Genomic DNA, 24,695 nt, shown 5'->3' with positions numbered 1-24,695 from the left:
ATCAGCGCGGTGCAAGCACCATCATCATCTGACGGCCTTCGAGCTTCGGCTCGGACTCGACCTTCGCGATTTCGACAGTGTCTTCTTTTACACGCTGCAGAAGCTTCATACCGAGCTCCTGGTGCGCCATTTCACGGCCACGGAAACGCAAGGTAACCTTTACCTTGTCGCCTTCCTCAAAGAAACGCACGGCAGCCTTCATCTTCACCTCATAATCATGAGTGTCGATGTTCGGTCGCATCTTGATTTCCTTGATTTCAACCGTTTTCTGCTTCTTGCGTGCCTCGGCGGCCTTTTTCTGGTTCTGATACTTCAGCTTACCAAGGTCTACGATCTTGCAAACCGGAGGCTCTGCGTTCGGCACGATCTCAACGAGATCGAGGCCCGCTTCCTCTGCCATAGCAATCGCTTCCTGAATGGAAACATCACCATGGTTCTGGCCTTCGGCATCGATAAGCTGGACCCGGGGAACCCGGATGTCACGGTTGGAGCGCGGTCCGTCTTTCTGGACCGGCGTCGCTCTGAACGGTCGGCGAATGGTCGTTATCTCCTGATTGTTAACGTTCATACGGCAAGAACTTTTGTCGCTCACACGACATATCCCCGATCAAACCGCAGTTGATCGCGGAAATGTCGTCAAGCAAGCGGCGAAGTCAATAGCATCTTTGACAGGAAAAATCACCCCCACTTGATAAAGAGCTAAATCGGGGGCTGAAAGCGACATATCGGTCACATTTCCTGCAATTTCAAGGGCTGCCAAGCGGTTGGGCTGATCGCGCGGGTTTCCTCGCCAGACAAGACATGGCAAAAGTCATCCCAACAATCAGGAGACTCAGATGAGCAGTGCGGGGCCAGAACTGGAGCCAGAATTTCTTGACGTGGACGGCGCGAAGATTGCCGTTCGCCACAGAGAGGGTAAAAATCGGCCCGGTGTCGTCTGGTTAGGTGGCTATCGTTCCGACATGCGCGGCACCAAGGCCCTCGTTCTCGATGAATGGGCCGAAAAGACCGGCCATAGCGCGCTGCGGCTCGACTATTCCGGTCACGGCGAATCCGGCGGCGATTTCAATCAGGGCACGATTTCGCGCTGGCTCAACGAAAGCCTTGCCGTCTATCGCCATTATGCCAAAGGCCCGCAAATTCTCGTCGGCTCGTCCATGGGCGGCTGGATTGCGCTGCGAATGGCGCAGGAATTGAAGAAGGAAGGCAAGGAGCCCGCCGGCATCGTGTTGATTGCGCCCGCCCCCGACTTCACGGCGGTGCTTGTCGAGCCAACCCTTTCTGACGCCCAAAAGCGCGACTTGCAGGAAAAGGGTTATTTCGAAGAGCCTTCCGACTATTCGCCCAATCCGTACGTCTACACACGTGCGCTTCTCGAAGACGGCCGCCAGAACCTCGTACTCAAGGGCATTATCGAAACCGGATGCCCGGTCCATATTCTGCAAGGCATGCAGGACCCGGACGTGCCGTACAAGCACGCGCTGACGCTGGTGGAGCATCTGCCGGTCGATGATGTGACGCTGACGCTTGTACGCGACGGCGACCACCGGCTGTCACGCCCGCAGGATCTCGATCTTCTCATCCGCACGGTCTCCGGTTTGGCCGAACGTGTGACCACAACAGCATAACGGGGCATCATCATGCGCTTTTCGGTCATCGCGTCATCGGCGGTTGCGGCCATTGTCGGCTTCGGCGGCACGCTGGCGCTGATCATCGCCGCCGCACAGGTTCTGGGCGCCACACAGGCCGAAACGGCGAGCTGGGTCACGGCCATTTGTCTTTCCATCGCCGCCACCTCAGCCTGGCTCAGCACGCGCTATCGCATGCCGATCATCGCGGCATGGTCGACGCCCGGACTGGCGTTGATCGGCGCAAGCGCCGGTTTCACCATGGCGGAAGCCGTCGGCGCCTTCATCGTGACGGCGATTGCGCTGATCGCGACCGGACTGATCCGCCAGCTTTCGGTGCTGGTCTCGCGCATACCGGCCTCCGTCGCCTCGGGCATGCTTGCGGGCGTACTGCTCAGCTTCGTCATCGCCGCCGCCAAGACTGTTCCCTTCGATCCCGTTTTCGTGCTGCCGCTGGTAGCGCTGTTCTTCCTGATCCGCCTCTTCAACCCGTCGCTGGCAGTCATCGCCGTTCTGGTGGTTGGCATGATCTTCGCGCTTGTTTCAGGCCGCTCGCCGACCCTGCCCGCACCGGAAATCTCGACGCTCACCCTCGTCTGGCCGGAATTTCATTTGGGCGCGATGATCGGCCTCGCCTTGCCGCTCTATCTCGTCACCATGGCGTCGCAGAACCTGCCCGGTTTTGCGGTGCTGCGCGCATCCGGCTATGAACCGCCGACCAGCGCCTGCCTGCGCGTGACGGGTCTGTTTTCCATACTGTCGGCACCGTTCGGTGCATCCACCACCAATCTGGCGGCGATTTCGGCAGCACTTTGCACCAATCCCGATGCCCATCCCGATCCCACCAAGCGCTGGCTGACCGGGCCGGTCTATGCGGCAATCTATGTTGTGTTCGCTTTGTTCGGCGCATCGCTGGTTGCGATCTTCGCCGTGCTGCCGACAACGCTGATCGCGCTGGTCGCCGGTCTTGCCCTGACCGGCCCGTTCATCAACGCCATGTCGCTTGCCTTGAAGGACGAACCGGAGCGCCTTGCCGCCACGATCACTTTCGCTGTGACGGCCTCCGGCATGGCATTCTTCGGGGTCGGTTCGGCCTTCTGGGCCCTGATAGCCGGGCTTGCCGTTACTTTTCTCGAACATTTTCGGAAAAAAATTTCGAGATAATCACATTGGTTAGCTCTGACTCCCTCTGAATCGCACTGGAATCGGATTGCGACATGCTTGAAATGCCGCAATCCCCTCACCAATTCGAAATCAAGCCGCCAAACACGAAATGTCCGCATAATGTGGACCTGGCAGGCCTGATTTTATGGAGCAGACCATGACCAATTCCGCATTGATACGACCGGCATGGACGCCAGCCACGATTGCGCTGATGGTGCTCGGCTTCTTTCTCTTCTGGCCGCTTGGCCTTGCCATGCTCGCCTATATTCTTTGGGGCGACCGCCTCGAAGGGTTCAAGCGCGGCGTCAACGAGAAGACCGATTCCATGTTCGGTTCTTTCCGCAACTGCCGCAAAAGCGAGAGCTTCAACTTTGGCAGCGCAACCGGCAACGCAGCCTTCGACGACTGGCGTCGCGAAGAACTGAACCGTCTTGCCGAAGAGCGCCGCAAGCTTGACGAAGCCCGCGCCGAATTCGAATCCTATGCCGCAGAGCTTCGCCGCGCACGCGACAAGGAAGAGTTCGACCGCTTCATGGCTGAGCGTCGCGCTGCAGCCAAGAAGACGCCAGCAAAGGGCAACAAGAATGACATCACCGATCTTTGATCGCGGATAACAGCTTGAAAACTATTGAAACGGCGCGGGTTTTCCGCGCCGTTTTGCTTAAAACAGCTTTTTTGTCTGGCTTTTCGCACGAATCGCTTATTCTTGCGCGATGGGCTTATCCTTCCTTCGGCAAATCAGCGGCAACAGGGCATCTGCCAATACGGCAACTGTCCGGAGCGAACGCATCCATGCGGTGGCCGGTCGCGAGCTGTCATTGCGTGTCTTCGAAAACCCGCGCGCCAAACGGCTGACGCTGCGCATCGAAGCTGGCGGAAAAGGCCTGCGCATCACGGTTCCGCCCGGACTGCCCGAGCGCGAAGTGCAGAGTTTTCTCAAGCGCCATCAGGGCTGGATCGAAAGCCGCATCACCAAATTGCCGGATCAGCCGGGTGTTCGCCCCGGCGTGAAAATTCCGATCCGCGGCGTGCCGCATCTGATTACACATCGGCCCGGACGCGGCACGGTCGACCTCCTTGAAGGCAATGTGCTGCTGGTTCACGGCGACCCCGCCCATCTGCCACGCCGTCTGGCAGACTATCTTAAAGGGCAGGTGAAGCGCGATATAGAGGCGCTCGTCATCCGCCACACGGCAAGCGTCGGTCGCAAGGCCAAGGCCGTCCGCTTCAAGGACACCAAGAGCCGCTGGGGGTCGTGCACCTCCGATGGCGTTCTTTCCTTTTCATGGCGGATCGGCATGGCGCCACCGGCCGTCATCAACTATCTCGTCGCGCATGAAGTCGCGCATCTGATCGAGATGAATCATGGGCCGCAATTCTGGAAACTCTGTCAGGAGCTTTGCCCCGATACGGAACGCTGCAAGGCGTGGCTGAAGCGAAATGGCAGCGCATTACAGGCTATAGACTTTACATGAACCGATCGATACTGACCGCCGCCAAGGTGCTGTGGGACTACCACTGCATTTACGATCCCATTCCGGCATCCGATGTCATCATCGGCCTTGGCAGCTATGATCTGCGCGTCGCCGAACGCGCTGCCGATCTCTATCTTGAAGGCATGGCACCCCTGGTGATCTTCACCGGCAAAAGCGGTCACTGGACCGAAAATCTCTATCCTGCAAGCGAAGCGGAAGCATTTGCCGAAGTCGCAGTCCGGCGTGGTGTGCCGGAAGAAGCAATCACCATTGAGCCCAACGCCACCAATATCGGAGAAAACATCCGCTTCTCGCTGGAAAAAATGTTGCCCGGCGTGATCAGCCCGATTTTCGTCACCAAGCCGCAGACCCAGCGCCGCGTGCATGCCACCGTCGCCCGGCAATGGCCGGAAGCAAAGGCAAGCGTGACGGCGCCGCTCCTTTCCTTTGAAGAACAGCCGACGCCTTCCTATCCGGTGGAGATGCTCATCAACGAGATGACCGGCGATCTGGAGCGCATTCTGGACTATCCCGCCAAAGGCTACCAGATTGCGCAGGCGGTTCCCATGGAGGTCATGGAAGCGTATGATTTCTTGATCGCACGCGGTTTTGACGGACATACCGCCAGAGAATAGCTGCGAACTGCTTGAGAAGCGCACCGTTTTGTGCGACGGGAAACCATGGTTTTGGATATCAAGATATGCGGGCTGAAAACGCCTGATACAGTCGCTGCCGCTCTCAACGGCGGTGCGACGCATATCGGCTTTATCTTTTTTCCCAAAAGCCCGCGCAATATCACGCCGGACGCCGCAGCCGTTTTGCGCCCTGCCGCGCTTGGCCGCGCTAAAGCTGTTGCCGTGACGGTCGATGCCGACGATGCGACGCTGGATGAAATCGTCAGCGCCGTAAAACCGGATATTCTGCAATTGCATGGCCATGAAACGCCTGAGCGCGTGCGCTTTGTGAAGGAACGTTACGGCCTGCCGGTCATGAAAGCCTTTGCGATCCGCAGCGCCGACGATCTGGCCGCCATCGCGCCCTATAAGGGCATTGCCGACCGCTTCCTGTTCGACGCCAAGCCGCCGAAGGGATCGGAATTGCCGGGCGGCAACGGGGTTTCCTTCGACTGGGCCCTGCTTGATGCGCTTGACGCGGATGTCGATTACATGCTTTCCGGTGGATTGAACGCTGGCAATATTGCCGAGGCGCTGCACGAGACGCACGCGCCGGGCATCGACATATCGTCCGGCGTCGAGCGCGCACCCGGCGTTAAGGACGTGCGTCTCATTGAAGATTTTTTCCAGGCTGTCGCCGATGCGGATGTGTCACCATCCGCAAAACGCGCCTGAACATGACGGAGCTGAAGCGTTGAACAAGCCGGTTGAACCCAATTCCTACAAGACAGGCCCGGACGAAGAGGGCATGTTCGGTATTTTCGGCGGACGTTTCGTCGCCGAGACGCTGATGCCGCTGATCCTCGAATTGCAGGAGGCCTATGAAACGGCCAAGAACGATCCTGAATTCAAGGCCGAGCTTTCCGCCCTTTCGACCTATTATGCCGGTCGCCCGTCGAAGCTGTATTATGCCGAAGGGCTGACCAAGCATCTGGGCGGTGCAAAAATCTACTTCAAGCGCGAAGACCTGAACCACACCGGCAGCCACAAAATCAACAACTGCCTCGGTCAGATTCTGCTCGCCAAGCGCATGGGCAAGACGCGCATCATCGCCGAAACCGGTGCTGGCCAGCATGGTGTGGCATCGGCAACCGTCGCTGCACGTTTCGGCCTGCCTTGCGTGGTCTATATGGGCGCGACGGACGTTGAACGTCAGAAGCCGAATGTGTTCCGCATGAAGCTGCTGGGTGCCGAAGTGAAGCCGGTTACGGCTGGCAACGGCACGCTCAAGGACGCGATGAACGAAGCGCTTCGCGACTGGGTCACGAATGTTGAAGACACCTATTACCTGATCGGCACGGCTGCCGGTCCGCATCCTTATCCGGAACTGGTTCGCGACTTCCAGTCGGTCATCGGCACGGAAGCGCGCCAGCAGATTCTCGAACAGGAAGGCCGTCTACCGGATGTCATCATCGCGGCTGTCGGCGGCGGTTCCAATGCCATCGGCCTGTTCCATCCCTTCCTCGATGACGCATCGGTCAAGATCGTCGGCGTCGAGGCAGGCGGTCACGGTCTGGACGGTGACGAGCATTGCGCATCGATGAGCGCAGGTCGTCCCGGCGTTCTGCACGGCAATCGCACCTATCTGCTCCAGAACGAAGATGGCCAGATCCTCGAAGGCCATTCGGTCTCCGCCGGTCTCGACTATCCGGGCGTCGGCCCGGAACATTCCTGGTTGAAGGATTCGGGTCGCGTCGATTATGTGCCGATCCTCGATCAGGAAGCACTGGATGCCTTCCAGCTTGCAACCCGCGTCGAAGGCATCATTCCGGCGCTCGAATCCGCCCATGCCATTGCGCAGGCCGTCAAGATGGCGCCAACCATGGGCAAGGACCAGATCATGATCGTCAACCTGTCTGGCCGTGGCGATAAGGACGTTCACACGGTCGGCAAGCTTCTCGGCATGGATATCTGAGGACAGAATGGGCAAAGACGCCGCTGACGCTTCCACCTACAGACCGCGCGCCGCTTGGTTCGACGGGCTGACGGAATGCGGCCCGGCGACGATCAAGCTCAACATCATCGAAGCGGACCCTTCCAATCCGCTTGCCGAAGCTGCGGTGGGCATTGCCCGCCGGCAGATCGCAAATGCTGCGGCAAGGCTTGAAGCCCTGCCGCATCTGGACGCTGGTTTCGCCATTCTCCATCAGGGTGAGGAAAGCCTCTGGCTTCTGCTTCACTGGTGGCTGGAAGGCGGCATTGCAACGGAAATGCTGTGGCAGTCCGAACTCGGCGACGAGATCGAATTCATGCCCGCACAGCCCTTGCTGATGGCCTGCGTCTGGGAACTCGGAATTATTGACTTTGAACGGCGCGCTTGGATGGAGACGGCCATGTCCGGCAAACCCATCGCCGATTATCTTGCGCGCACTTTGCCACGGGGCACGGTATGACCACTCGCATCGACACCAAATTCGCCGCATTGAAGACCGAGGGCCGTCCGGCGCTGGTCACCTATTTCATGGGCGGCGATCCCGACCTCGAAACTTCGCTCAAGGTCATGAAGGAACTGCCGAAGGCCGGTGCCGATGTGATCGAGCTTGGCATGGCTTTCTCCGATCCGATGGCGGACGGCCCGGCCATCGAAGCTGCCGGTCTGCGCGCGCTGAAAGCCGGGCAGTCGCTTTCCAAGACGCTTTATATGGCCGCCGAATTCCGCAAGGAAGACGACACGACCCCGATCGTGCTGATGGGCTATTACAATCCGATCTATATCTATGGCGTCGAGCGCTTCCTGACCGATGCCAAGGCTTCCGGCGTTGATGGCCTGATCATTGTCGATCTGCCGTCGGAAATGGATGCGGAACTTTGCGTTCCGGCCAGGAAGGCGGGCATCAACTTCATTCGCCTGACCACGCCGACCACCGACGACAAGCGTCTGCCGAAGGTTCTGCATAATTCGTCGGGCTTCGTCTATTATGTCTCGATGAACGGTATCACCGGCTCGGCCATTGCCGATACGGCCCGCGTCGGCGACGCGGTGCGTCACATCAAGAAGAGCACCGATTTGCCGATCTGCGTCGGCTTTGGCGTCAAGACGCCGGAACAGGCTGCCGCCATTGCCGCCCATGCGGATGGCGTCGTCGTCGGCACGGCAATCGTCAATGCGGTGGCCGGCGAACTGACGCCGGAAGGCGCGCTTAAGGGCGATCCTGTGGCCGCTGTGAGCAAACTTGTCGGTGCACTGGCGCAAAGCGTTCGCACGACACGCCTTGAAGCCGCCCAATAAATCGTCCATTTAAGCGGGTAGAGTTGCTTTTCCGCATAAGCGGGCGCAAAAGCGCCCGCACTTTCTGTCGGAAGTGCTTGCCGTCGAAGAACAAGAAACGGAACCAAACGTCATGAACTGGATCACCAACTACGTTCGTCCGAAGATCAATTCGATGCTTGGTCGTCGCGAAATGCCGGAAAACCTCTGGATCAAGGATCCGTCCACCGGCGAGATGGTGTTCCACAAGGATCTGGAGAGCAACCAGTTCGTGATCCCGTCTTCGGGCCATCACATGCGCATCAAGGCGAAGGACCGCCTGCGCTTCTTCTTCGACAATGGCGAATATACCACGCTCGACGCGCCGAAAGTGCCGGTCGATCCGCTGAAATTCCGCGACGAGAAGAAATATATCGACCGTCTCAAGGATTACCGCACCCGCACCGGCATGGACGACGCCATCGTCAACGGCCTTGGCACCATTGAAGGTCTGCCGATTGTCGCCACCGTGCAGGATTTCGGCTTCATGGGCGGTTCGCTCGGCATGGGTGCCGGTGAGGCGATCATTCAGGGCTTTGAAAAAGCCATCGAGCTGAAGCGCCCGCTGGTTCTGTTCGCAGCATCGGGCGGCGCGCGCATGCAGGAAGGCATTCTCTCGCTGATGCAGCTCCCGCGCACCACCGTTGCCGTGGAAATGCTGAAAGAGGCAGGCCTGCCTTACATCGTCGTGCTTACCAACCCGACCACGGGCGGCGTGACCGCTTCCTACGCCATGCTGGGCGACATTCATATTGCTGAGCCGGGCGCGCTGATCGGCTTTGCCGGTCCGCGCGTGATCGAACAGACCATCCGCGAAAAACTGCCGGAAGGTTTCCAGAGTGCTGAATATCTGATGGAACACGGCATGGTGGACATGGTTGTTCCCCGCACCGAACTGAAGGAAACGATTGCACGTCTCCTGAAGATCATGACCAAGCAGCCGGCCAACACCGACAGTCCTGTAGCGCCAAAACCAGACGCCGATAGCAACACTGGCAGCAAGGCGGCCTGATATGGGCAGCCAGATCGTGGCAGGCAAGGCGGCTGCCGCTATCGAGCGGCTGATGCAACTGCATCCGAAAGGATTTGACCTCTCCCTGGACCGCATTCGCGGTCTGTTGGAGAAGCTCGGCAATCCGCATCTCAAACTGCCGCCCGTGATCCATATTGCCGGAACCAATGGCAAGGGATCAGCGACTGCCTTCTGCCGCGCCATTCTGGAAGCTAGCGGCTTTGACGTCCACGTCCACACTTCCCCACATCTGGTCAACTGGCACGAGCGTTATCGTCTGGCTGCGCCGGGTGGTGGCCAGCTGGTTGAGGACGACGTTCTGGCCGAGGCCATTGAGCGCGTCGCGGCCGCCAATGGCGGCCAGCACATCACCGTCTTTGAAATCCTCACCGCCGTGGCCTTCGTGTTGTTTGCCGAGCATCCAGCCGATGTCGTCATCATGGAAGTCGGGCTGGGCGGACGCTTCGACGCCACCAATGTCATTCCCGAACCTGCCGTATCGCTGATCATGCCGGTTTCCATTGACCATCAGGCATATCTCGGTGACCGTGTGGAACTGATCGCCGCCGAAAAGGCGGGGATCATCAAGAAGGATTGCCCGGTCGTCGTCGGCTTTCAGCCTTTCGATGCGGCGCGCGAGGTGCTTGTTTCCACCGCGGACCGGCTCGGTTGTCCGGTTTCGGTCTATGGTCAGGATTTCCTCGCCTTCGAAGAACATGGCCGCATGATCTTCCAGAACGAGGATGGGCTGATCGATCTGCCGCTTCCACGCCTGCCCGGTCGTCACCAGATTGCCAATGCCGCCGCTGCCATCGAAACAGTGCAGCTTGCGGGCTTCAACATCCCCGACAAGGCCGTCGAAAAGGCGCTGATGGTGGTGGACTGGCCGGCGCGCATGCAGCGTCTGACGCATGGGGCGCTTGTCGATCTCGCACCGCCAACCTCGGAAATCTGGCTCGACGGCGGACATAATCCGGGCGCAGGCGCGGTGATCGCGGAAGCCTTCGGCGATCTCGAAGAACGCAATGCGCGTCCGCTGTTCCTGATTACCGGCATGATCAACACCAAGGACCCTGTCGGCTATTTTGAGGCCTTTGCGGGCATGGCGCGTCATGTGTTCACCGTGCCGATCCCATCCAGCGATGCGGGTATACCCAATGATGCGCTGGCTGTCGCCGCCCAGAAGGCCGGATTGTCAGCCGAACCGGTTCACTCGGTCGCCAATGCGCTGAAACTTCTGCACGACACCTGGCCAGCCGATGAAATTCCGCCGCGTATCCTGATCGGCGGATCGCTATATCTGGCGGGCGAAGTATTGGGAGAAAACAACACACCACCATCCTAATAAAATTACACTATTATGAGTTACTTTATTAGTCATTATTCCGCCTTTATTTATATCCAAGAATGAATTGTCGTAATTTTAAGAATGGATATATAAATGCGTAATACTATTATTATTTCTACAATTCTTTTTATGGGTCTTTCGGCTGCTCCGTCCTTTGCTGCCAGTATTGCAAAAGAAACTGGTGCCAAGGAAACGGGCACCAAGGCTGTAATGCCCGTTTGTCCCACCGGCACCAAAGCTGCTGCCGACGGGAAATATTATCTTCCCGGTACGCATGAAGAATGCCGGTCGGGCGATAAAGACCATAACGACACCCAGCACAAGTCGAAGTAAGCACACCGCTGATCTTCGAACAAAGAAAAACCCGGCTCAAGGCCGGGTTTTTTTATTGCTTGCTATAATTTCTACTTAAGCAGCAGAAGCCTTGATCCAGTCGGCAAGGCGGCTCTTCGGAGCAGCGCCAACCATATTGGCAGCAAGTTCACCGTCCTTGAACATCAGGAGCGTCGGAATCGAACGCACGCCGAACTGGGCTGCGAGTTCCGGATTCTCGTCGATGTTGACCTTGGCGATCTTGACCTGACCGGCCATTTCGGCGGCGATCTCGTCGAGCGCCGGAGCGATCATCTTGCATGGACCGCACCATTCTGCCCAGAAATCCACCACGACCGGCTCGTTCGACTGAAGAACGTCCGACTGAAAATTGCTGTTATCGACCTTAACGGTTGCCATAGGGCTATCCTCTATATGGTTAAGAACGGCAGACATCTTCACAGACTCACACGCAATCCGCTCTTTCTTCGCTATATCATGTGGCGTGTCTGCTGCCATCCGTCAAGTTCTAGTTACTCACCTTTCCTTGAGAGTCTCTCAGCGCCTGCATGGCTTCATCAAGCACAGCATCGGATAGCGGCAGCAGGAACGGCCCCTCGGTAAAGAGCAAGGCCGTTTCCACAACCCGCCCCGGATAAAGCGGCTCCAGCAGTGCCTTATAGAGCGCAAGCTGTGCGCGATAAGCGAAAGGCACCGCCTCGACGGTCTTGGGCGGCGGTCGGTTGGTCTTATAGTCGACAACGAGAACGCGGGTCGCGTCCACGCTGATGCGATCGACCTGACCGGACACGGCATGATCGCGCCCGCCAAGATTGATCGTGCCCATGATTGCGACTTCGCCACGCGAGCCGGAAGCGAAAACCGGTGCAAATTGCGGATCTGTCAATATAGCTTTCACGCTCGAAACGGCGTTGTGACGCTCAGCCTCCGGCCAGTCGCCCGCTATTCGGGCCAGATAATCTTCCGCCAGCTTCTCTCGCTCGCTCTCCGGCACTTCCGGCAGATATTGCAGCAGCATGTGGATCGCCGTGCCGCGCCGCAGGGCAAAGCCGGGCGTGCCATCGCTGACGATATCCCCGAGCACAGGGGAGCTTGCATCAAGCGGCGGCTCTTCATCCGCCTCAATCAGCGCCGACGCGCCCGATGGTGCCAGCGGGCGCGGGAGCCCCGCCTCGGGCTTAACCGAAAGCAGATATTCCGGCGGCAAACCGGGCAAAGGCGTCGCCTCCGCCTGATCCGGCTCGATAATCTCCGTTAATCCGCGTGGCGTATTGCGATAGCGTCGTGCGGCGACACCCTGCACGGGGTGCACAAAGGTCTCCGATTTGATGGCAAGCGCGTCCTCGGCCAGCCGGTGCCAGGTTTCTCCGCTCTCGCGTGTGCCGCGATAGCCGCAGATGATCAGGCGATCCTCGGCGCGCGTCATGCCGACATAAAGCAGGCGGCGGTATTCTTCCTCGGCGCGGGCCTTTAGCTCTTCGATACGAGCAGCAGTAAACCCGGTCTGCCATGACCCGTTCGGCTGCCAGAGATAGCCTTTCACCGGCGGTCCGTCATGCGCCAGATCATAGGGGATCAGCTTGGGCGCACGGCTCCCGGTCCAGACGGCGCTGCCGGGATCGACCAGAAACACCACAGCGCCTTCAAGGCCCTTCGCCGCATGGACGGTCATGAGGCGCACTTCGTTGCGGCCCTGATCCAGCTCACGCTTGATTTCCGGCGAAGCGGCATCCAGCGTTTCGAGGAAAGCCTGCAAACCGGGCAGCCCGGCCCGCTCGGCAGAGAGCGCGTAGTTCTGAAACTCATCGATAATGTCGCCCGCTTCCGGTCCCAACCGCGCCAGAAGTTTTCGCCGCGCGCCGTCAGCACTCAGAATACGGGCATAGAACTCGAAAACCGGCATGGTGTCGGCGATGCCGCGCCAACGGCTCAAGGTCTTGTGGATGGCGGCAAGCGCCTCGTCGTCACGTGAGGCACGGTAGAGATGTTCGAACAAGGTCGAACCGGACCCGCGCGGATGCGCCAGTGCAAACAGCCGGTCATCGTCCCAGCCGAAGAGCGGGCTTTTGAGAAGCGAAGCCAGCGAAAGATCGTCGGAGGGTTGCAGCACGAAGCGTCCAAGCGCCATCAGATCCTGAATGGCGATATGGCTGGTGAGGCGCAGGCGATCCGCGCCCGCCACCGGCACACCCAGATTCTTCAACGCCCGCGACAAGGCAGGCATGAACTGATCGCGCTTGCGCACCAGCACCATGATATCACGCGGCACGATGCGGCGGTTTTGACCGGGAATGGGTTCGCCCCTGTCCAGCCAGTAGCGGATGGTGGCGGCGATCTGTTCAGCCAGCCGCACGGCGGGCGCGGCCAGATGATCGACCGGCACGCGCCAGTCATCCGGTTCTTCCACCGCTTCGGGCGTCAGCATATCCCAGATTTCCACCTCGCCCGGCGCGTCGGCGCGAATGGCATCGTGAACCGTGGCACCGGCAAGCCCGCGATTGGCTTCCGGCCTCGCAAACACCTCATCCACCGCCTGCAACACATCCGGTGCCGAGCGGAAGGAGAAGTTGAGGCTGACGCGCTCGAACTTCAATTCGGCATCGCCTGCGCGAAGACTGACGGAACGGCCCTGCGCGGCAAAATCTTCCGGTACAGCCCCCTGGAACGAATAGATCGACTGTTTTTCGTCACCCACTGCAAACAGCGTGCGCTGCAAATTGCGCTGGCCGAGACCGGAGAAGAACTCCTCCGACAACATGCGGATAACCTGCCACTGGTCGGGGCTGGTGTCCTGCGCTTCATCAACGAGGATATGATCGATGCCGCGATCGAGCTTGTACTGCACCCACTGCCCTGCCCCGTCGCGGGCAAGCAGCGCCACGGTGCGGGTGATCAGGTCCTCGAAATCGAGCAGACCGCGCTTACGCTTCAGATCATGATAGCGTTGCAGAAGATCGTCGATCAGCGTCAGCGCGGCCAGATTGAGCCGCACGAGGCGCAATTCCTTCAGCCGGTCGAGGCCCATTTCAACACGGGAAGCGGCTGCATCGAAGGCTTCCTCGAAATCCGGCAGCAGCTTCTTCACCGCCGCCGAGCCGACATAGGACCCGGATTTCGGCTCGCCAGTGCTTTTCAGAAACGCAGCGCGCAGCACGGCTTCGCGGTCACGGGTGACGCTCACCTTGTCGTAACGCTTCAGTTGCAGCGCAAAATCATGCGCGCGCGCAGCACCCTTCTGGATCGAAAGAATGAGATCAAGCGCGTCATCGGAGAATTCAGGAACCGGCCAGAGCTCCGCCAGAATATCGCTTTCGCGCTCATCCCGATCGAAACCGAAGGCGCGATGCAAGGTCTCGGCGCGCGTTTCGGCAACGCCCAATTCCGCGATATAGCGCTGCAAACCGTTGCGCCGGTTCACCGCCTCGTCCAGCAGCGATTGCAGCCCCATTTCGCCCGATGCCTGCAACACATCGGCAAAGGCGGCTGCGATATTCGCATCGCCACCACCATGCGCCGTTTCGAGTAGCTGACGCCGTGCTTCACCCACAAGCGCGACCTGCATCAGATCGTCCATCATCTCGAAGTGACCGGCGATGTTTGCCTCAAGTGGAAACTGATGCAGGATGGCTTCGCAAAACGCATGGATGGTCTGGATTTTCAACCCGCCCGGCGTTTCCAGTGCGCGGGCGAAAAGCCGCCGTGCCACCGCAAGGCGAGGTGCGCCCGGTCTGCGGCCTTCAAGCGATTTCAACCGCTCGGCCAGTTCACTGTCCGGCAGCACCGCCCATTCCGACAGACGCGCAAAGACGCGGTTCTGCATCACCGCAGCCGCCGCCTTGGTATAGGTAAGGCAGAGAATTTTCGACGGATCGGTCCCTTCGAGCAAAAGGCGGATAACGCGCTCGGTCAGAACATGCGTCTTGCCGGAACCGGCATTGGCCGACACCCAGACCGAGGCGGCGGGATCGGCTGCCCGCGTCTGCGCATCGATGGTTTCCGGCGGAATATAGAGTTTCTTCTTCATTCGCCGCCCTCCCCACCGGCATCGCCGCCAGCGGACCATTCTAGCACGCGCGCGAGGTGGTCATAGTCGCCCGTAAGATCGGTTTCGCGGAATGGCAGCGCGCGCGAAAGATAACCCTTATCCGGCTTCTGATATTCAGCCAAAAGCTGGGCAAGGCGCTGCCATGCCTCCTCACCCAAAGCGGGAGCGGTCTTTTCCGATGGCGGTCTGCTGATCTTCAGAATGGATTCCGGCTTCACCTCGCCTCCGGCGCGAAGCCGCACATAGGTGAGATCGGACGCCCGAACCGAGCCAACCTCACGGAACGCGCCCCGCACCAGAAGAGCTGCCTCCAGCGCCAGCTGCGGCGACAGCAGGACATGCGCCTGACGCGGCGACGGCGTGGAGCCAGTTTTATAATCGATGATTTCGGCGGTCCCGTCGCGCATCAGATCGATACGGTCGGCACGGCCCGAAAGCGTGATGCCAAGACTTTCGATGTCGCGCTTGTCCGAGGCGATTTCCGCAAACCGCGTCTGCACATTGTAAGCGCGCTCCCGCTCCCATTCCAGAAACTGCGGGATCAGCGCCGTGAAACGCGGCCACCAGACGGCTTCGATTTCGGTCGGCAAATCCATATCTGCAAACAGGATGCGCCCCAGTTCCGTCAGGCGCTCGGCTGCATCCGGTGCCAGCGGGTCGATATTTTCCTGCGTGAAATGTCCGAGAATGTCATGGAACAGCGTACCGCGTTCCGCCGCTGCCGGATCACGGATCAACGGCTCCAGCGGACGCAGCTTGAGAATGCGCTTGGCGAAGATCGCGTAAGGGTCGCGGCGCAGCGTTTCCACTTCCGTGACCGAAAAATGCTTGGGCCGCGCTGCGACCGGTGGCGCAGGCTCAGGTCTTTTGACGAAAGGCACATCCGGCGCACGGTCAATCTCCCGCGACCAGTGCACGAAACGCTGGCCGCGCTGGCGCATGTCCTTCGTCACATCGGCACCCAGCACGGTTTCAAGTCGCTGCAACCAGCGCGATGTAACCGTGGGCGCATTGTCGGAACGCTGCGAGCGCGACAGCACCACATGGTCCATGCCAAGCGCCATTTGAAAATCATGCGCGGCAAGGCCGGTGCGCCGCTCTGGCGGATCGAGTGCGATCATCGCCTTCATCGGGCGCGACATGAAGGGATCGTTGCGCGTCTTGGCGGGCCAACTACCTTCGTTCAGACCGCCGATCACCACTGTATCGACCGTCTGGAGACGCGCTTCCAGCGCACCCCAGACAAAGACACGCGGATGACCGCCCGGATGCGGCTTGACGGTTTCGCCAGCCATCAGCGCATCCAGAATAGCGGGCCATTCGCTAGCTTCGAAATCCAGCTCCGACTCGCTCGACACCAGACCGCGCAGGAACGAGGCAATTTTTTCGCCGCGCTCACCGGAATAGAAAGTGGCGACGCTGCCGTTTTCATCACGCGCCATGTTTTCAACGGCTTGCGCCGTCGCACGCGCAATCTCGCCAATATTGGTTCGCCGACTTGTTGTCGCGAAAGGTGCCAGCGGCACCACCGCCTGGGACAGATTTTCACAGAGGGCCCGGGCGGCAGCGATCATCTCCGGCGTGATGCTGTCATGCCATGCCGGACGCCACGACTGATTGGCGCTCTCCTTCAATCGCCGGTCAAAAAAGGCTGGTAGGTCGATAACGGAAGCGCGTCCCGTGCCACCACGAAAGGCGACAAGCTCCAGCGTTTCACCAGCGAGACGCCGGTCGATGCGCGGTGTTTCAAGCCGCAGCAAAGGATGCTTCACCAGCGCCAGCAAGGCCACCGGATCACCGGGATTGAACACCGTTTCGACCGTCAGGCGCAGCAGCGTCGAGGTCTCGACATCGCGCAAATGCCGCCCGCCGGAATCATCGGCATCAATGCCGAACCGCGCCAGTTCTCCAACCACACGCCGCGCCAAATTGCGGTCCGCCGTCACCAGCGCTGCGATCTTGCCTTCTTGATGGATGGCGTCGCGCAGCGCCAGCGCCACCGACAGCGCTTCCTCGCGTTCGTTCGCCGCCTCAATGAGATCGATTTTATGCGCCGAAGACTGAAGGACGTCCGGTTGCATATCCGGGTGCTGGCTGAGCGCGCCCCACGCATCAGTCGTTTCCGCCGGGCGCAGCGCTTCGCTCACAACACGCTCCAGAATCCGTTTCTGGCGGGGCATGTCTTCAATATGCTCGACATCTTCGCGGAGCGTCCCGATGGCGCGCAGCAACTTGTGCAGGCCATATTGCGGATGCCCGAAGGTCGAGGGATTGTCCTCGACCTCGCCCAGCATCTTCCACGCCTCATCGTCCAGATCGCGATCAAGCCCCGGCAGCACGACTGCGCCGTTCGGCAGATGCGCGATGACGGAAATCAGTTCCGCTGTGGCAGGAATGGAACCCGTCGAACCGGCCGCGATAACCGGCCCCGGAGGCGGGTTATCGCGCAGGCGCGCCACCTCGCCCCAGATCAGGTCGTTGCGGTGGGCTGCCGGATTGGAAAGCTTGCGCTCAGCCAGAATTTCGGGCCACAGCTTGGTGACGATATCGAGAAAACCGAGCGTCACCCGCCACCAGTCGGCAAGATCGTCCGGCGCGATGCTGGCGAGCTCGCTCCATTGCGCGCCATCAGTTTCCACCTGATTCATCAGCCCGGCCAGATCGCGGGCCAGCCAGATGGCATCGGCGGTTGTGGCTGGAACCGATACGTCATCAACGCCGAACAGCGCCCGCACATGGGCGGGCAGAGATTCGCGCCATGGACGGATCAGACGCGCCAGCAGCAGAAGCCGCTCGGCCTTTGCAATCGGCGGATTGAGGTCGAATACGCCCGCCGCCCCGGAATTGAAAAACGCCGCGTCTTCATCCACATCGCCAAGCGGTCTGATGGCGGGCAAAATGGCACTCTTAGCCGGATTCATATCAACGATAACAGAACGCAGAGCACGCGCGGCACGACGCGTCGGCACATAAATCGTGGCGCTGGCTAGCGCCAGAGGATCTGCGGGATTGCCGGGAAAGCCTTCGATCAGTTTGCCGTCAAGCAAGGCTTTGGCGAAGGCTGGGAGAAACGGCGTTCCGGAAGGAATGGAAAACAGCCTTGGCGTGGTTTTGCTCATGCTGTTTCTATCCTTCTCAAATTATTTGGCTCAAATAAACTCGGTTCAAACCAACGCGGAAAGTGCGACCTCCGCTTGCGCTATCGCTTCCGGTGTTCCGACCGTCAGCCAATGGCCGACCATGGGCATACCATAAAGACGGCCTTCAGCGATGGCCTTATCGAAATATCGATTGAGCGACGCCACTTCAGGCTCTGCACCTGCAAAAATGCGCGGATGAATGATACCGGCCCCGGCATAGATGAGCGGCGTTCCCGCCACATCGCGGGCGCGACGCAAGCGGCCTGCATCGTCGGCGACGAAATCGCCCTTCCCCTCGAAACCGGTGGCCTGATCCAGCCCCGCCGTCATCAGCAGGATATCCATCTTTGCATCGTCCCAAGCCTCGCCCAAGGACACGAGATTGGGCTTCGATATATCGCCCACCCAAAACGTATCGGCGTTCAGGAGGTAGAACGGTGCCCCTCCCAATTGCGGCAATGCCTTGACGATGCCGCCTGCAGAATCGAGCAGCAGATCGCGCTCGTCGGAAATGACGATATGCGGCTCTGCGCGGTCAGCAAGATAGGCATCAAGTTGGTCGGCTAAATAATGTACATTCACGACCGCCATCTGTACGCCAACGGCTTCAAGCGCGTCCAGCCCCCAGTCGATCAGCGGCTTTCCCGCGACCTTGACCAGCGGTTTCGGGATTGTCTCGGTGATGGGGCGCATACGCTTGCCAAGCCCCGCCGCCAGAACCATGGCCGTCTCAGGCATTTTCATTGCGCAATAGCCCTTCCTGCATCAATCCCAATTCGCGGAACCATGCCGCCACGGGCGCCATGACCGGATGAACAAGCACACGACCGAGATAGTCATGGATGCGTGGCAGATGGTTGAGATAAGCCGGTTTACCGTCGCGCTCATCAAGCCGCACGAAGAGACCGAGCAGCTTGGCATTGCGTTGCGCGCCCATGGCCGCATAGGCCTTGCGGAACAGTGCTTCGTCGAAAGCATGGCCCAAGCTGCGGCGCTCGTCGCAATAAGCAGAAACGACCGCCTGTTCCAGTTCAACCGGAATCGTCACGCGCGCATCGAGCGCCAGCGAGGCCACGTCATAGGCAGCGGGACCGATCATCGCATCCTGAAAATCGATGGTTCCGATGCGGTCCTTGCCTTCTGCTTCCGGAAACCAGAACAGGTTTGGCGAATGATAATCACGCAGCAGCAGGCTCTGTTCGACATCGGCGATATCGGCAATCACCTTGTCCCACGCCACTTCGTAAGCCTGCTTTTCAGCGTCGGTCAGCTGGCGACCCATCATGCGTGGCGCATACCACTGCCCGACAAGGCTAACCTCGATCAGCATGGCATCGCGGTCGAAAGGCGCGATGAGGTGATCAGGATAGCCGTCAAGCGGCACGTGGTTCGGCCAGTGCACCCCATGCAGATGCGCGAGAAAGCGCCCTGCCGCCTTATAGCGTTCCGCCACCGGCTCACCGGTAGCGGCGCGCACGCCCTCAACGCCCAGATTTTCCAGAACCAAAAACCCTGCGTCCAGATCAGCAGCGCGCATTTCAGGCACGCGAAAACCATGCGCGGCCAAAAGCCCATCAATGGCTGCGAAAGCCAGAATATTCTCGGCCAGATGCGCTATCTGTCGGTAGGTCTTGCCGTCACGCAATATTGGATCATAAGGCATCTGCGGCGCGTTCATGAGAATCTCGACGCCATGCGTGCTGCGGATCGTTTCATATTTGCGCGGCGATGCATCGCCTTGCAGATAACGCCGTTCCGCACCCTGCCGGTCATGGCGGTCAAGGAAAGCACGAATGGCCAGCGAGCGCTCCAGACGGCTGATCGCGGCTTTCGGCACGGCAATGGCGATGCGTCGCCCTGCCCCTTCATGCGAAAGCGTGACCGAGAAATTCGCCTCGGGCAAGAAGCCCTCCCCGCGCTCCGGCCATTCGGCAAGCACAACGCCATCGTCCAGAAATTCGACCAGTCCCAGCTCGTCAAGCTCTTCACCCGACGACAGGCGATAAAGATCGGCATGGGCAACCGGTAGACGAAGCGCTTCGTAGCTTTGCACCAGCGTAAAGGTCGGGCTTGGCACTTCAAGCCCCGGATCGTCGGCAATGGCGCGGATGACCGCGCGGGCCAGCGATGATTTCCCCGCCCCCAGATCACCGGAAAGCGTGACCAGATCGCCCTTTTGCAAAGCGAGAGCGAAGTCCTCGCCAAACCGGAGTGTGGCGGCTTCATCGGGCAAATAGAATTCGAGAATCTGTGTTTGGGCGCTCATAAGCACCGTTTACCTTATTCGGCAGCAACACGGAAGCTGCGTGTCTCCGATGGAAAGCGGCAAATCACGGTTGTTCCCCTGCCCGAACCAGTCTCGATATCGACGTTGCCGCCATGCAGCTCAACGAAGCTTTTCACGATGGCAAGGCCGAGCCCGGCACCGCGCTTGCGCCCGCCATTCGGATAGGATTGGAAACGCTTGAAGACAGTATCCAGAACTTCCGGCGGCATGCCGTGGCCATCGTCATGGACAGAGAAGACCACTTCAGACCCTTCGCGCGCCACCTGCAAGGTGACGGTCGAACCTTCCGGCGCGTAATTGGTCGCGTTGGACAGAAGGTTGAAAAGCACCTGACGTACGCGATTGGCGTCTGCCTTGAAGACATCCACATCATCGGCAATATCGACATCGAGGCCGATATCATGGTCGCGCAAGCGCTCGCTCACGCGGGAAGCAGCTGCGGAAATCGCCTCCACCACCGAAACATCGCCGATTTCCAGTTCCATGATGCCGGCATCGACGGTCGCGAGATCGAGAATATCGTTCACAATGGTCAGCAGAACCGACGACGACGTGCTGATATGCTCCAGATATTCCACCTGACGCTCGTTGAGCGAGCCAAAGGACGGGGTCTGCAGCAGTTCGGTAAAGCCGATGATGTTGGTCAGCGGCGAACGCAGCTCGTAGGAGACGTGCTGCACGAAATCGTTCTTGATCTGGTCGGCCAGTTCCAGCGCTTCGTTCTTTTCCTTCAGGGCACGTTCAACGCGCACCGTATCGGTCACATCGATGAAGGTAAGCATGGTCTGCCCCTTGGGCAGCGGCACCACCGCGAAGGACAGGATCACACCGTCATCCAGCTCCACCTGCCCCATGCGACCATCACGCTGGTCGAGGAAGCCGGTCACGGAGGACACGAAATCGTCCCAGAGACCGTCTCCGCCACGCTCACGGCAAAGCTTTGAAATCGTTGATATATGCGTGCCCACCACGACCATGGCGGCAGGTAGTGACCACAGGTCCGCGAAGGACGGATTGGACAGGCGCATGCGGCCATCGGACCCGAACACCGCCACGGCCTCGGCCAGATGATCCAGCGTTTCGCCCTGAACCTTGATCAGTGTGTTGTAGCGGCCTTCGAGTTCGAACTTTTCCGTCATGTTCTCGAAGAACCAGGTCACGCCGCCTTGCGGATGCGGATTGGCGACCACGCGCATGGTGCGCGTATCGGGCAGATGCCACATATGTTCCTGCGGCTCGACGGCGCGATAGGCAGACAGTAAACCGTCCTTCCACTTGCGCCATTCCGGCTGTTCCGGCAGCTTGCCTTCGGACCGCAGCCGGTCGAAGAGCAAGGTGTTGCTCGGCTGGGTTTCGAGCCAGGCCGTGTCAAGCGACCAGAGTTTCGCAAATGCCTGATTGAAGAACTGGAGCTTCATTTCCGGATCGAAAATCGCCACTGCGGTCGAGAGCTGATCCAGCGTTTCAGCATGGCTTTTCAGCGTGCGGCTCAGTTCCTCACGCACCTGCTCGACTTCGCTCAGATCGAAGCCAAGACCAGCGGAACCGCCCTCGGCGCTCACATCGGTCACATCGAAAATCCGGCGGTCGCCGCGCACCACTGTCGGCAATTGCTCATGCAGAACCGGCTCGGCAAAACGGTCGCGCTCCAGACGAATCCGCGCCTGCGCACCGAAAAGCTCGCGACCTTCCGCGATCGTCTGGCTGGTATCGGGCATATCGACAGCGCGCGCATAGGCCTGATTGACCCATTCGATGCGGCCATTGCCATCGCGAACCCAGACAGGTTGCTCGATGCGCTCCAGCAGGCGGCGCAGGAGTTCGATCCGGTCCGACAATTCGCGATTTTGCGCCTGAAGCGCTGCGCGCTCCGCCTGAACGCCCTGCAGGCTGAAAAAGCGGGCGACAGCCAGACCGCCGGAGGTACGGCCATAAACATCAAGCAGCGTGCCATTATTGGTTTCGACCGTCAGATCGAAGGTGCGCGCATGTTCGCGCAGCGACGCGACGGCGCGCTCCAGCGCCGTCACCGATTGCGGGCGCAGCCAGCGACCGAAAGCCAGAAATGCCGAGCGATCCTGCGGCGCGCCGCTTTCATCCGGCAATTGCCCGACCACATCGGCCCGCATCGTATGACCGTCCCAGACGACGATGCGCTGATCCTTGAGATTGAGAAGCGCTTCATTGCGCTGCGCCGTAAGGCTCAGATCAGAGAGTTTGGAACGCAGTTCCTTGTTTTCACTCGCAGCGCGGGCGCGCTCGCGAATGAGCCAGCCTGCGGAAAGCAGCGCCGCGCCCATGGCGCCGACAAACATGGAAAACTGAATGACTTCGAAGGCGCCGACGCTGCCGCCGCCAAAAGGCAGTTCGATGCGCGCGCCATCAGCGCCCTGCGCAAAAGCGGGCATGGCGGCAAGAACGGCGGAAACTGACACGGTCGCCTTCAAGACGACCTGCCGAAGCGGCTTTGCAACACAGGCGAGAGCAACCGTCAAGCTCTTGCCTCTTCCGATTGTGGAATTGCCCCGGGTTGTGCCCGATAAGCCGACTTCTGGCATGTTTCCCTTTTCTCCGCCACCCGACTGTGCTTCCGCAAACGGACGCACACCCGCATTTCAATTTCAACACATCAACCGACCGTCGGGCACCGCCATAGTGCCGATAGCCGAACGTGTTTCAGGGACGAAGCGACCAGCCGCTTCCCGCCGAAACCGGCAAAAAACGCACCACGCGAACACCCGCCAAAACACATTGTTTCTTCGCATTCCCGAACATCAAAACCGCAATACACTTTTGCCGGGAATGCTTTTGATTCGTCTTCACAATACCCTTCCGACGAATCCAGGTGAAGCGTGTCGCGCGCAAAAAGAAAGACTGGACAGCCTGTCAACTGTCCAGTCTCAACATGTAGTAGAATGCTTAACCGATGGTTAATATCTGTAGTGCTCGGACTTGTACGGGCCCTGTGGAGTGACGCCGATATAGGCTGCCTGTTCCTCAGAAAGCACAGTCAGCTTCGCACCCAGCTTGTCGAGATGCAGGCGCGCGACCTTCTCGTCGAGATGCTTCGGCAGAACATAGACTTCGTTCTTGTAGGCTTCCGGACGCGTGTAAAGCTCGATCTGGGCCAGCACCTGGTTGGTGAAGGAGGCCGACATCACGAAGCTCGGATGGCCGGTCGCGTTGCCGAGATTGAGCAGGCGGCCTTCCGAAAGAAGGATCAGGCGCTTGCCATCCGGGAACTCGATCAGATCGACCTGCGGCTTCACATTGGTCCACTTCAGGTTGCGCAGAGCGGCAATCTGAATTTCGTTGTCGAAGTGGCCGATATTGCCGACGATGCACATGTCTTTCATCTTGCGCATGTCGTCCAGCGTGATGACGTCCTTGTTGCCGGTCGTGGTGATCACGATATCGGCGGTCGGAGCGGCATCGCTGAGCGTCACGACTTCAAAGCCATCCATGGCGGCCTGAAGGGCGCAGATCGGATCGACTTCCGTCACCTTGACGCGGGCACCGGCACCGGCCAGCGACTGGGCGGAGCCTTTGCCGACATCGCCGTAACCGCAGACGACGGCGACCTTGCCAGCCATCATCACGTCGGTGCCGCGACGAATGCCGTCGACCAGCGATTCCTTGCAGCCATACTTGTTGTCGAACTTCGACTTGGTGACGCTGTCATTGACGTTGATGGCTGGGAAGGGCAGGAGGCCCTTCTTCTGCAACTGGTACAGACGGTTGACGCCGGTGGTGGTTTCTTCCGTCACGCCCTTGATGGCATCGCGCTGCTTTGTGAAGAAGCCCGGCGTTGCAGCCATGCGCTTCTTGATCTGCGCGAAGAGAACTTCCTCTTCTTCCGAACCGGGGTTCGACAGAACGTCTTCACCCGCTTCAGCGCGCGCGCCGATGAGGATGTACATGGTGGCGTCGCCGCCATCGTCGAGGATCATGTTGGACGGCTGGCCATCCGGCCACTGGAAGATCTGGTCGGTGTAGGTCCAGTATTCTTCAAGGGTTTCGCCCTTGATGGCGAAAACCGGCGTGCCGGTGGCGGCAATCGCAGCGGCGGCATGGTCCTGCGTCGAGAAGATGTTGCACGATGCCCAGCGCACATCGGCGCCAAGGGCCTTGAGCGTCTCGATCAGAACGGCGGTCTGAATGGTCATGTGCAGCGAACCGGAAATGCGTGCGCCCTTCAGCGGTTGCGTCTTGCCGAATTCCGCGCGCGCAGCCATCAGGCCCGGCATTTCGGTTTCGGCAATGTCGAGTTCCTTGCGGCCCCAGTCGGCCAGGCTCAGATCCTTGACGACGAAATCTTGGCTTGCGGTCATCGCGTGCTCCA

General features: G+C 59.6%; 21 protein-coding genes. 13 read left to right on the top strand and 8 right to left on the bottom strand.

The genetic code is table 11. The annotated features are described in order from the left end of the window. Window position 1 precedes the first annotated feature (1 nt). Window positions 2-454: a translation initiation factor IF-3 gene (gene infC, locus ABWW11_RS01165; RefSeq protein WP_318282644.1), complete on the bottom strand. Its 453-nt coding sequence runs from the start codon at window positions 452-454 to the stop codon at window positions 2-4. Between infC and ABWW11_RS01160 the strand changes: the two genes are divergently transcribed. From ABWW11_RS01160 to ABWW11_RS01100, 13 genes are all read left to right on the top strand, one after another. Continuing rightward, on the top strand, window positions 431-622 hold the full coding sequence (locus ABWW11_RS01160; protein ID WP_319080802.1) for a hypothetical protein: 192 nt from the start codon (window positions 431-433) through the stop codon (window positions 620-622). The genes infC and ABWW11_RS01160 overlap by 24 nt on opposite strands. Before the next feature lie 214 nt (window positions 623-836). Next, on the top strand, window positions 837-1,628 hold the full coding sequence (locus ABWW11_RS01155; protein ID WP_109370062.1) for an alpha/beta hydrolase: 792 nt from the start codon (window positions 837-839) through the stop codon (window positions 1,626-1,628). Between the two features lie 12 nt (window positions 1,629-1,640). Then, complete coding sequence (locus tag ABWW11_RS01150; protein WP_109370061.1) at window positions 1,641-2,792, top strand: benzoate/H(+) symporter BenE family transporter; 1,152 nt, start codon at window positions 1,641-1,643, stop codon at window positions 2,790-2,792. A gap of 157 nt (window positions 2,793-2,949) precedes the next feature. Next, window positions 2,950-3,396 carry a DUF2852 domain-containing protein gene (locus tag ABWW11_RS01145; protein WP_109370060.1) on the top strand — a complete coding sequence of 149 codons (447 nt, stop codon included), beginning with the start codon at window positions 2,950-2,952 and terminating at the stop codon, window positions 3,394-3,396. 109 nt (window positions 3,397-3,505) lie between these two features. Next, window positions 3,506-4,267 (top strand): M48 family metallopeptidase, encoded by a 762-nt coding sequence (locus ABWW11_RS01140; protein WP_109370059.1) that lies wholly within the window; start codon window positions 3,506-3,508, stop codon window positions 4,265-4,267. Then, on the top strand, window positions 4,264-4,902 hold the full coding sequence (locus tag ABWW11_RS01135) for a YdcF family protein (protein WP_109370058.1): 639 nt from the start codon (window positions 4,264-4,266) through the stop codon (window positions 4,900-4,902). Before ABWW11_RS01140 ends, ABWW11_RS01135 begins: the two co-directional genes overlap by 4 nt. 45 nt (window positions 4,903-4,947) lie before the next feature. Further along, window positions 4,948-5,616 carry a phosphoribosylanthranilate isomerase gene (locus ABWW11_RS01130; RefSeq protein ID WP_109370057.1) on the top strand — a complete coding sequence of 223 codons (669 nt, stop codon included), beginning with the start codon at window positions 4,948-4,950 and terminating at the stop codon, window positions 5,614-5,616. Window positions 5,617-5,635: 19 nt separating this feature from the next. Continuing rightward, the gene (trpB, locus tag ABWW11_RS01125; protein ID WP_109370342.1) at window positions 5,636-6,856 is read left to right on the top strand and encodes a tryptophan synthase subunit beta; all 1,221 of its coding nucleotides are present in this window, start codon (window positions 5,636-5,638) and stop codon (window positions 6,854-6,856) included. 7 nt (window positions 6,857-6,863) lie between these two features. Beyond that, on the top strand, window positions 6,864-7,334 hold the full coding sequence (locus ABWW11_RS01120) for a hypothetical protein (protein WP_109370056.1): 471 nt from the start codon (window positions 6,864-6,866) through the stop codon (window positions 7,332-7,334). Continuing rightward, a complete protein-coding gene (trpA, locus tag ABWW11_RS01115; protein WP_109370055.1) occupies window positions 7,331-8,170 on the top strand; it encodes a tryptophan synthase subunit alpha in 840 nt (279 codons plus the stop codon). Before ABWW11_RS01120 ends, trpA begins: the two co-directional genes overlap by 4 nt. A 112-nt stretch (window positions 8,171-8,282) precedes the next feature. Continuing rightward, window positions 8,283-9,200 carry an acetyl-CoA carboxylase, carboxyltransferase subunit beta gene (gene accD / locus ABWW11_RS01110; protein ID WP_109370341.1) on the top strand — a complete coding sequence of 306 codons (918 nt, stop codon included), beginning with the start codon at window positions 8,283-8,285 and terminating at the stop codon, window positions 9,198-9,200. 52 nt (window positions 9,201-9,252) lie between these two features. Further along, a complete protein-coding gene (locus ABWW11_RS01105) occupies window positions 9,253-10,545 on the top strand; it encodes a bifunctional folylpolyglutamate synthase/dihydrofolate synthase (RefSeq protein WP_413464707.1) in 1,293 nt (430 codons plus the stop codon). 96 nt (window positions 10,546-10,641) lie between these two features. After that, window positions 10,642-10,881 (top strand): hypothetical protein, encoded by a 240-nt coding sequence (locus tag ABWW11_RS01100; RefSeq protein WP_124915141.1) that lies wholly within the window; start codon window positions 10,642-10,644, stop codon window positions 10,879-10,881. Between the two features lie 75 nt (window positions 10,882-10,956). Here ABWW11_RS01100 and trxA read toward each other — a convergent pair whose 3' ends face one another. The 7 genes from trxA to ahcY all read right to left on the bottom strand — a co-directional run bounded on the left by trxA (window position 10,957) and on the right by ahcY (window position 24,684). Next, window positions 10,957-11,280, bottom strand: coding sequence for a thioredoxin (trxA, locus tag ABWW11_RS01095; RefSeq protein WP_078337659.1), 324 nt, complete (start codon window positions 11,278-11,280; stop codon window positions 10,957-10,959). A gap of 109 nt (window positions 11,281-11,389) precedes the next feature. After that, window positions 11,390-14,905, bottom strand: a complete 3,516-nt coding sequence (gene addA / locus ABWW11_RS01090; protein ID WP_109370053.1) for a double-strand break repair helicase AddA — start codon at window positions 14,903-14,905, stop codon at window positions 11,390-11,392. Then, window positions 14,902-18,045, bottom strand: a complete 3,144-nt coding sequence (gene addB, locus ABWW11_RS01085) for a double-strand break repair protein AddB (RefSeq protein ID WP_319080797.1) — start codon at window positions 18,043-18,045, stop codon at window positions 14,902-14,904. Before addB ends, addA begins: the two co-directional genes overlap by 4 nt. 45 nt (window positions 18,046-18,090) lie before the next feature. Then, window positions 18,091-18,810 carry a nucleotidyltransferase family protein gene (locus ABWW11_RS01080; RefSeq protein WP_109370051.1) on the bottom strand — a complete coding sequence of 240 codons (720 nt, stop codon included), beginning with the start codon at window positions 18,808-18,810 and terminating at the stop codon, window positions 18,091-18,093. Next, window positions 18,797-20,332 carry a tRNA (adenosine(37)-N6)-threonylcarbamoyltransferase complex ATPase subunit type 1 TsaE gene (tsaE, locus tag ABWW11_RS01075; RefSeq protein WP_109370050.1) on the bottom strand — a complete coding sequence of 512 codons (1,536 nt, stop codon included), beginning with the start codon at window positions 20,330-20,332 and terminating at the stop codon, window positions 18,797-18,799. The genes ABWW11_RS01080 and tsaE overlap by 14 nt, the downstream gene beginning before the upstream one ends. A 14-nt stretch (window positions 20,333-20,346) precedes the next feature. Next, window positions 20,347-22,911 carry a sensor histidine kinase gene (locus ABWW11_RS01070; RefSeq protein WP_109370049.1) on the bottom strand — a complete coding sequence of 855 codons (2,565 nt, stop codon included), beginning with the start codon at window positions 22,909-22,911 and terminating at the stop codon, window positions 20,347-20,349. 372 nt (window positions 22,912-23,283) lie between these two features. Next, entirely contained in the window at window positions 23,284-24,684 is a 1,401-nt protein-coding gene (gene ahcY / locus ABWW11_RS01065; protein WP_109370048.1) for an adenosylhomocysteinase, read from the bottom strand. Between the last annotated feature and the right edge of the window lie 11 nt (window positions 24,685-24,695).

It is taken from the genome of Brucella sp. NBRC 113783 (assembly GCF_040372265.1).
Classification (GTDB): Bacteria; Pseudomonadota; Alphaproteobacteria; order Rhizobiales; family Rhizobiaceae; genus Brucella; species Brucella teleogrylli.
The sequence above is the reverse complement of the archived record's forward strand: the minus strand, read 5'-3'. Positions and strand labels throughout refer to the sequence as shown.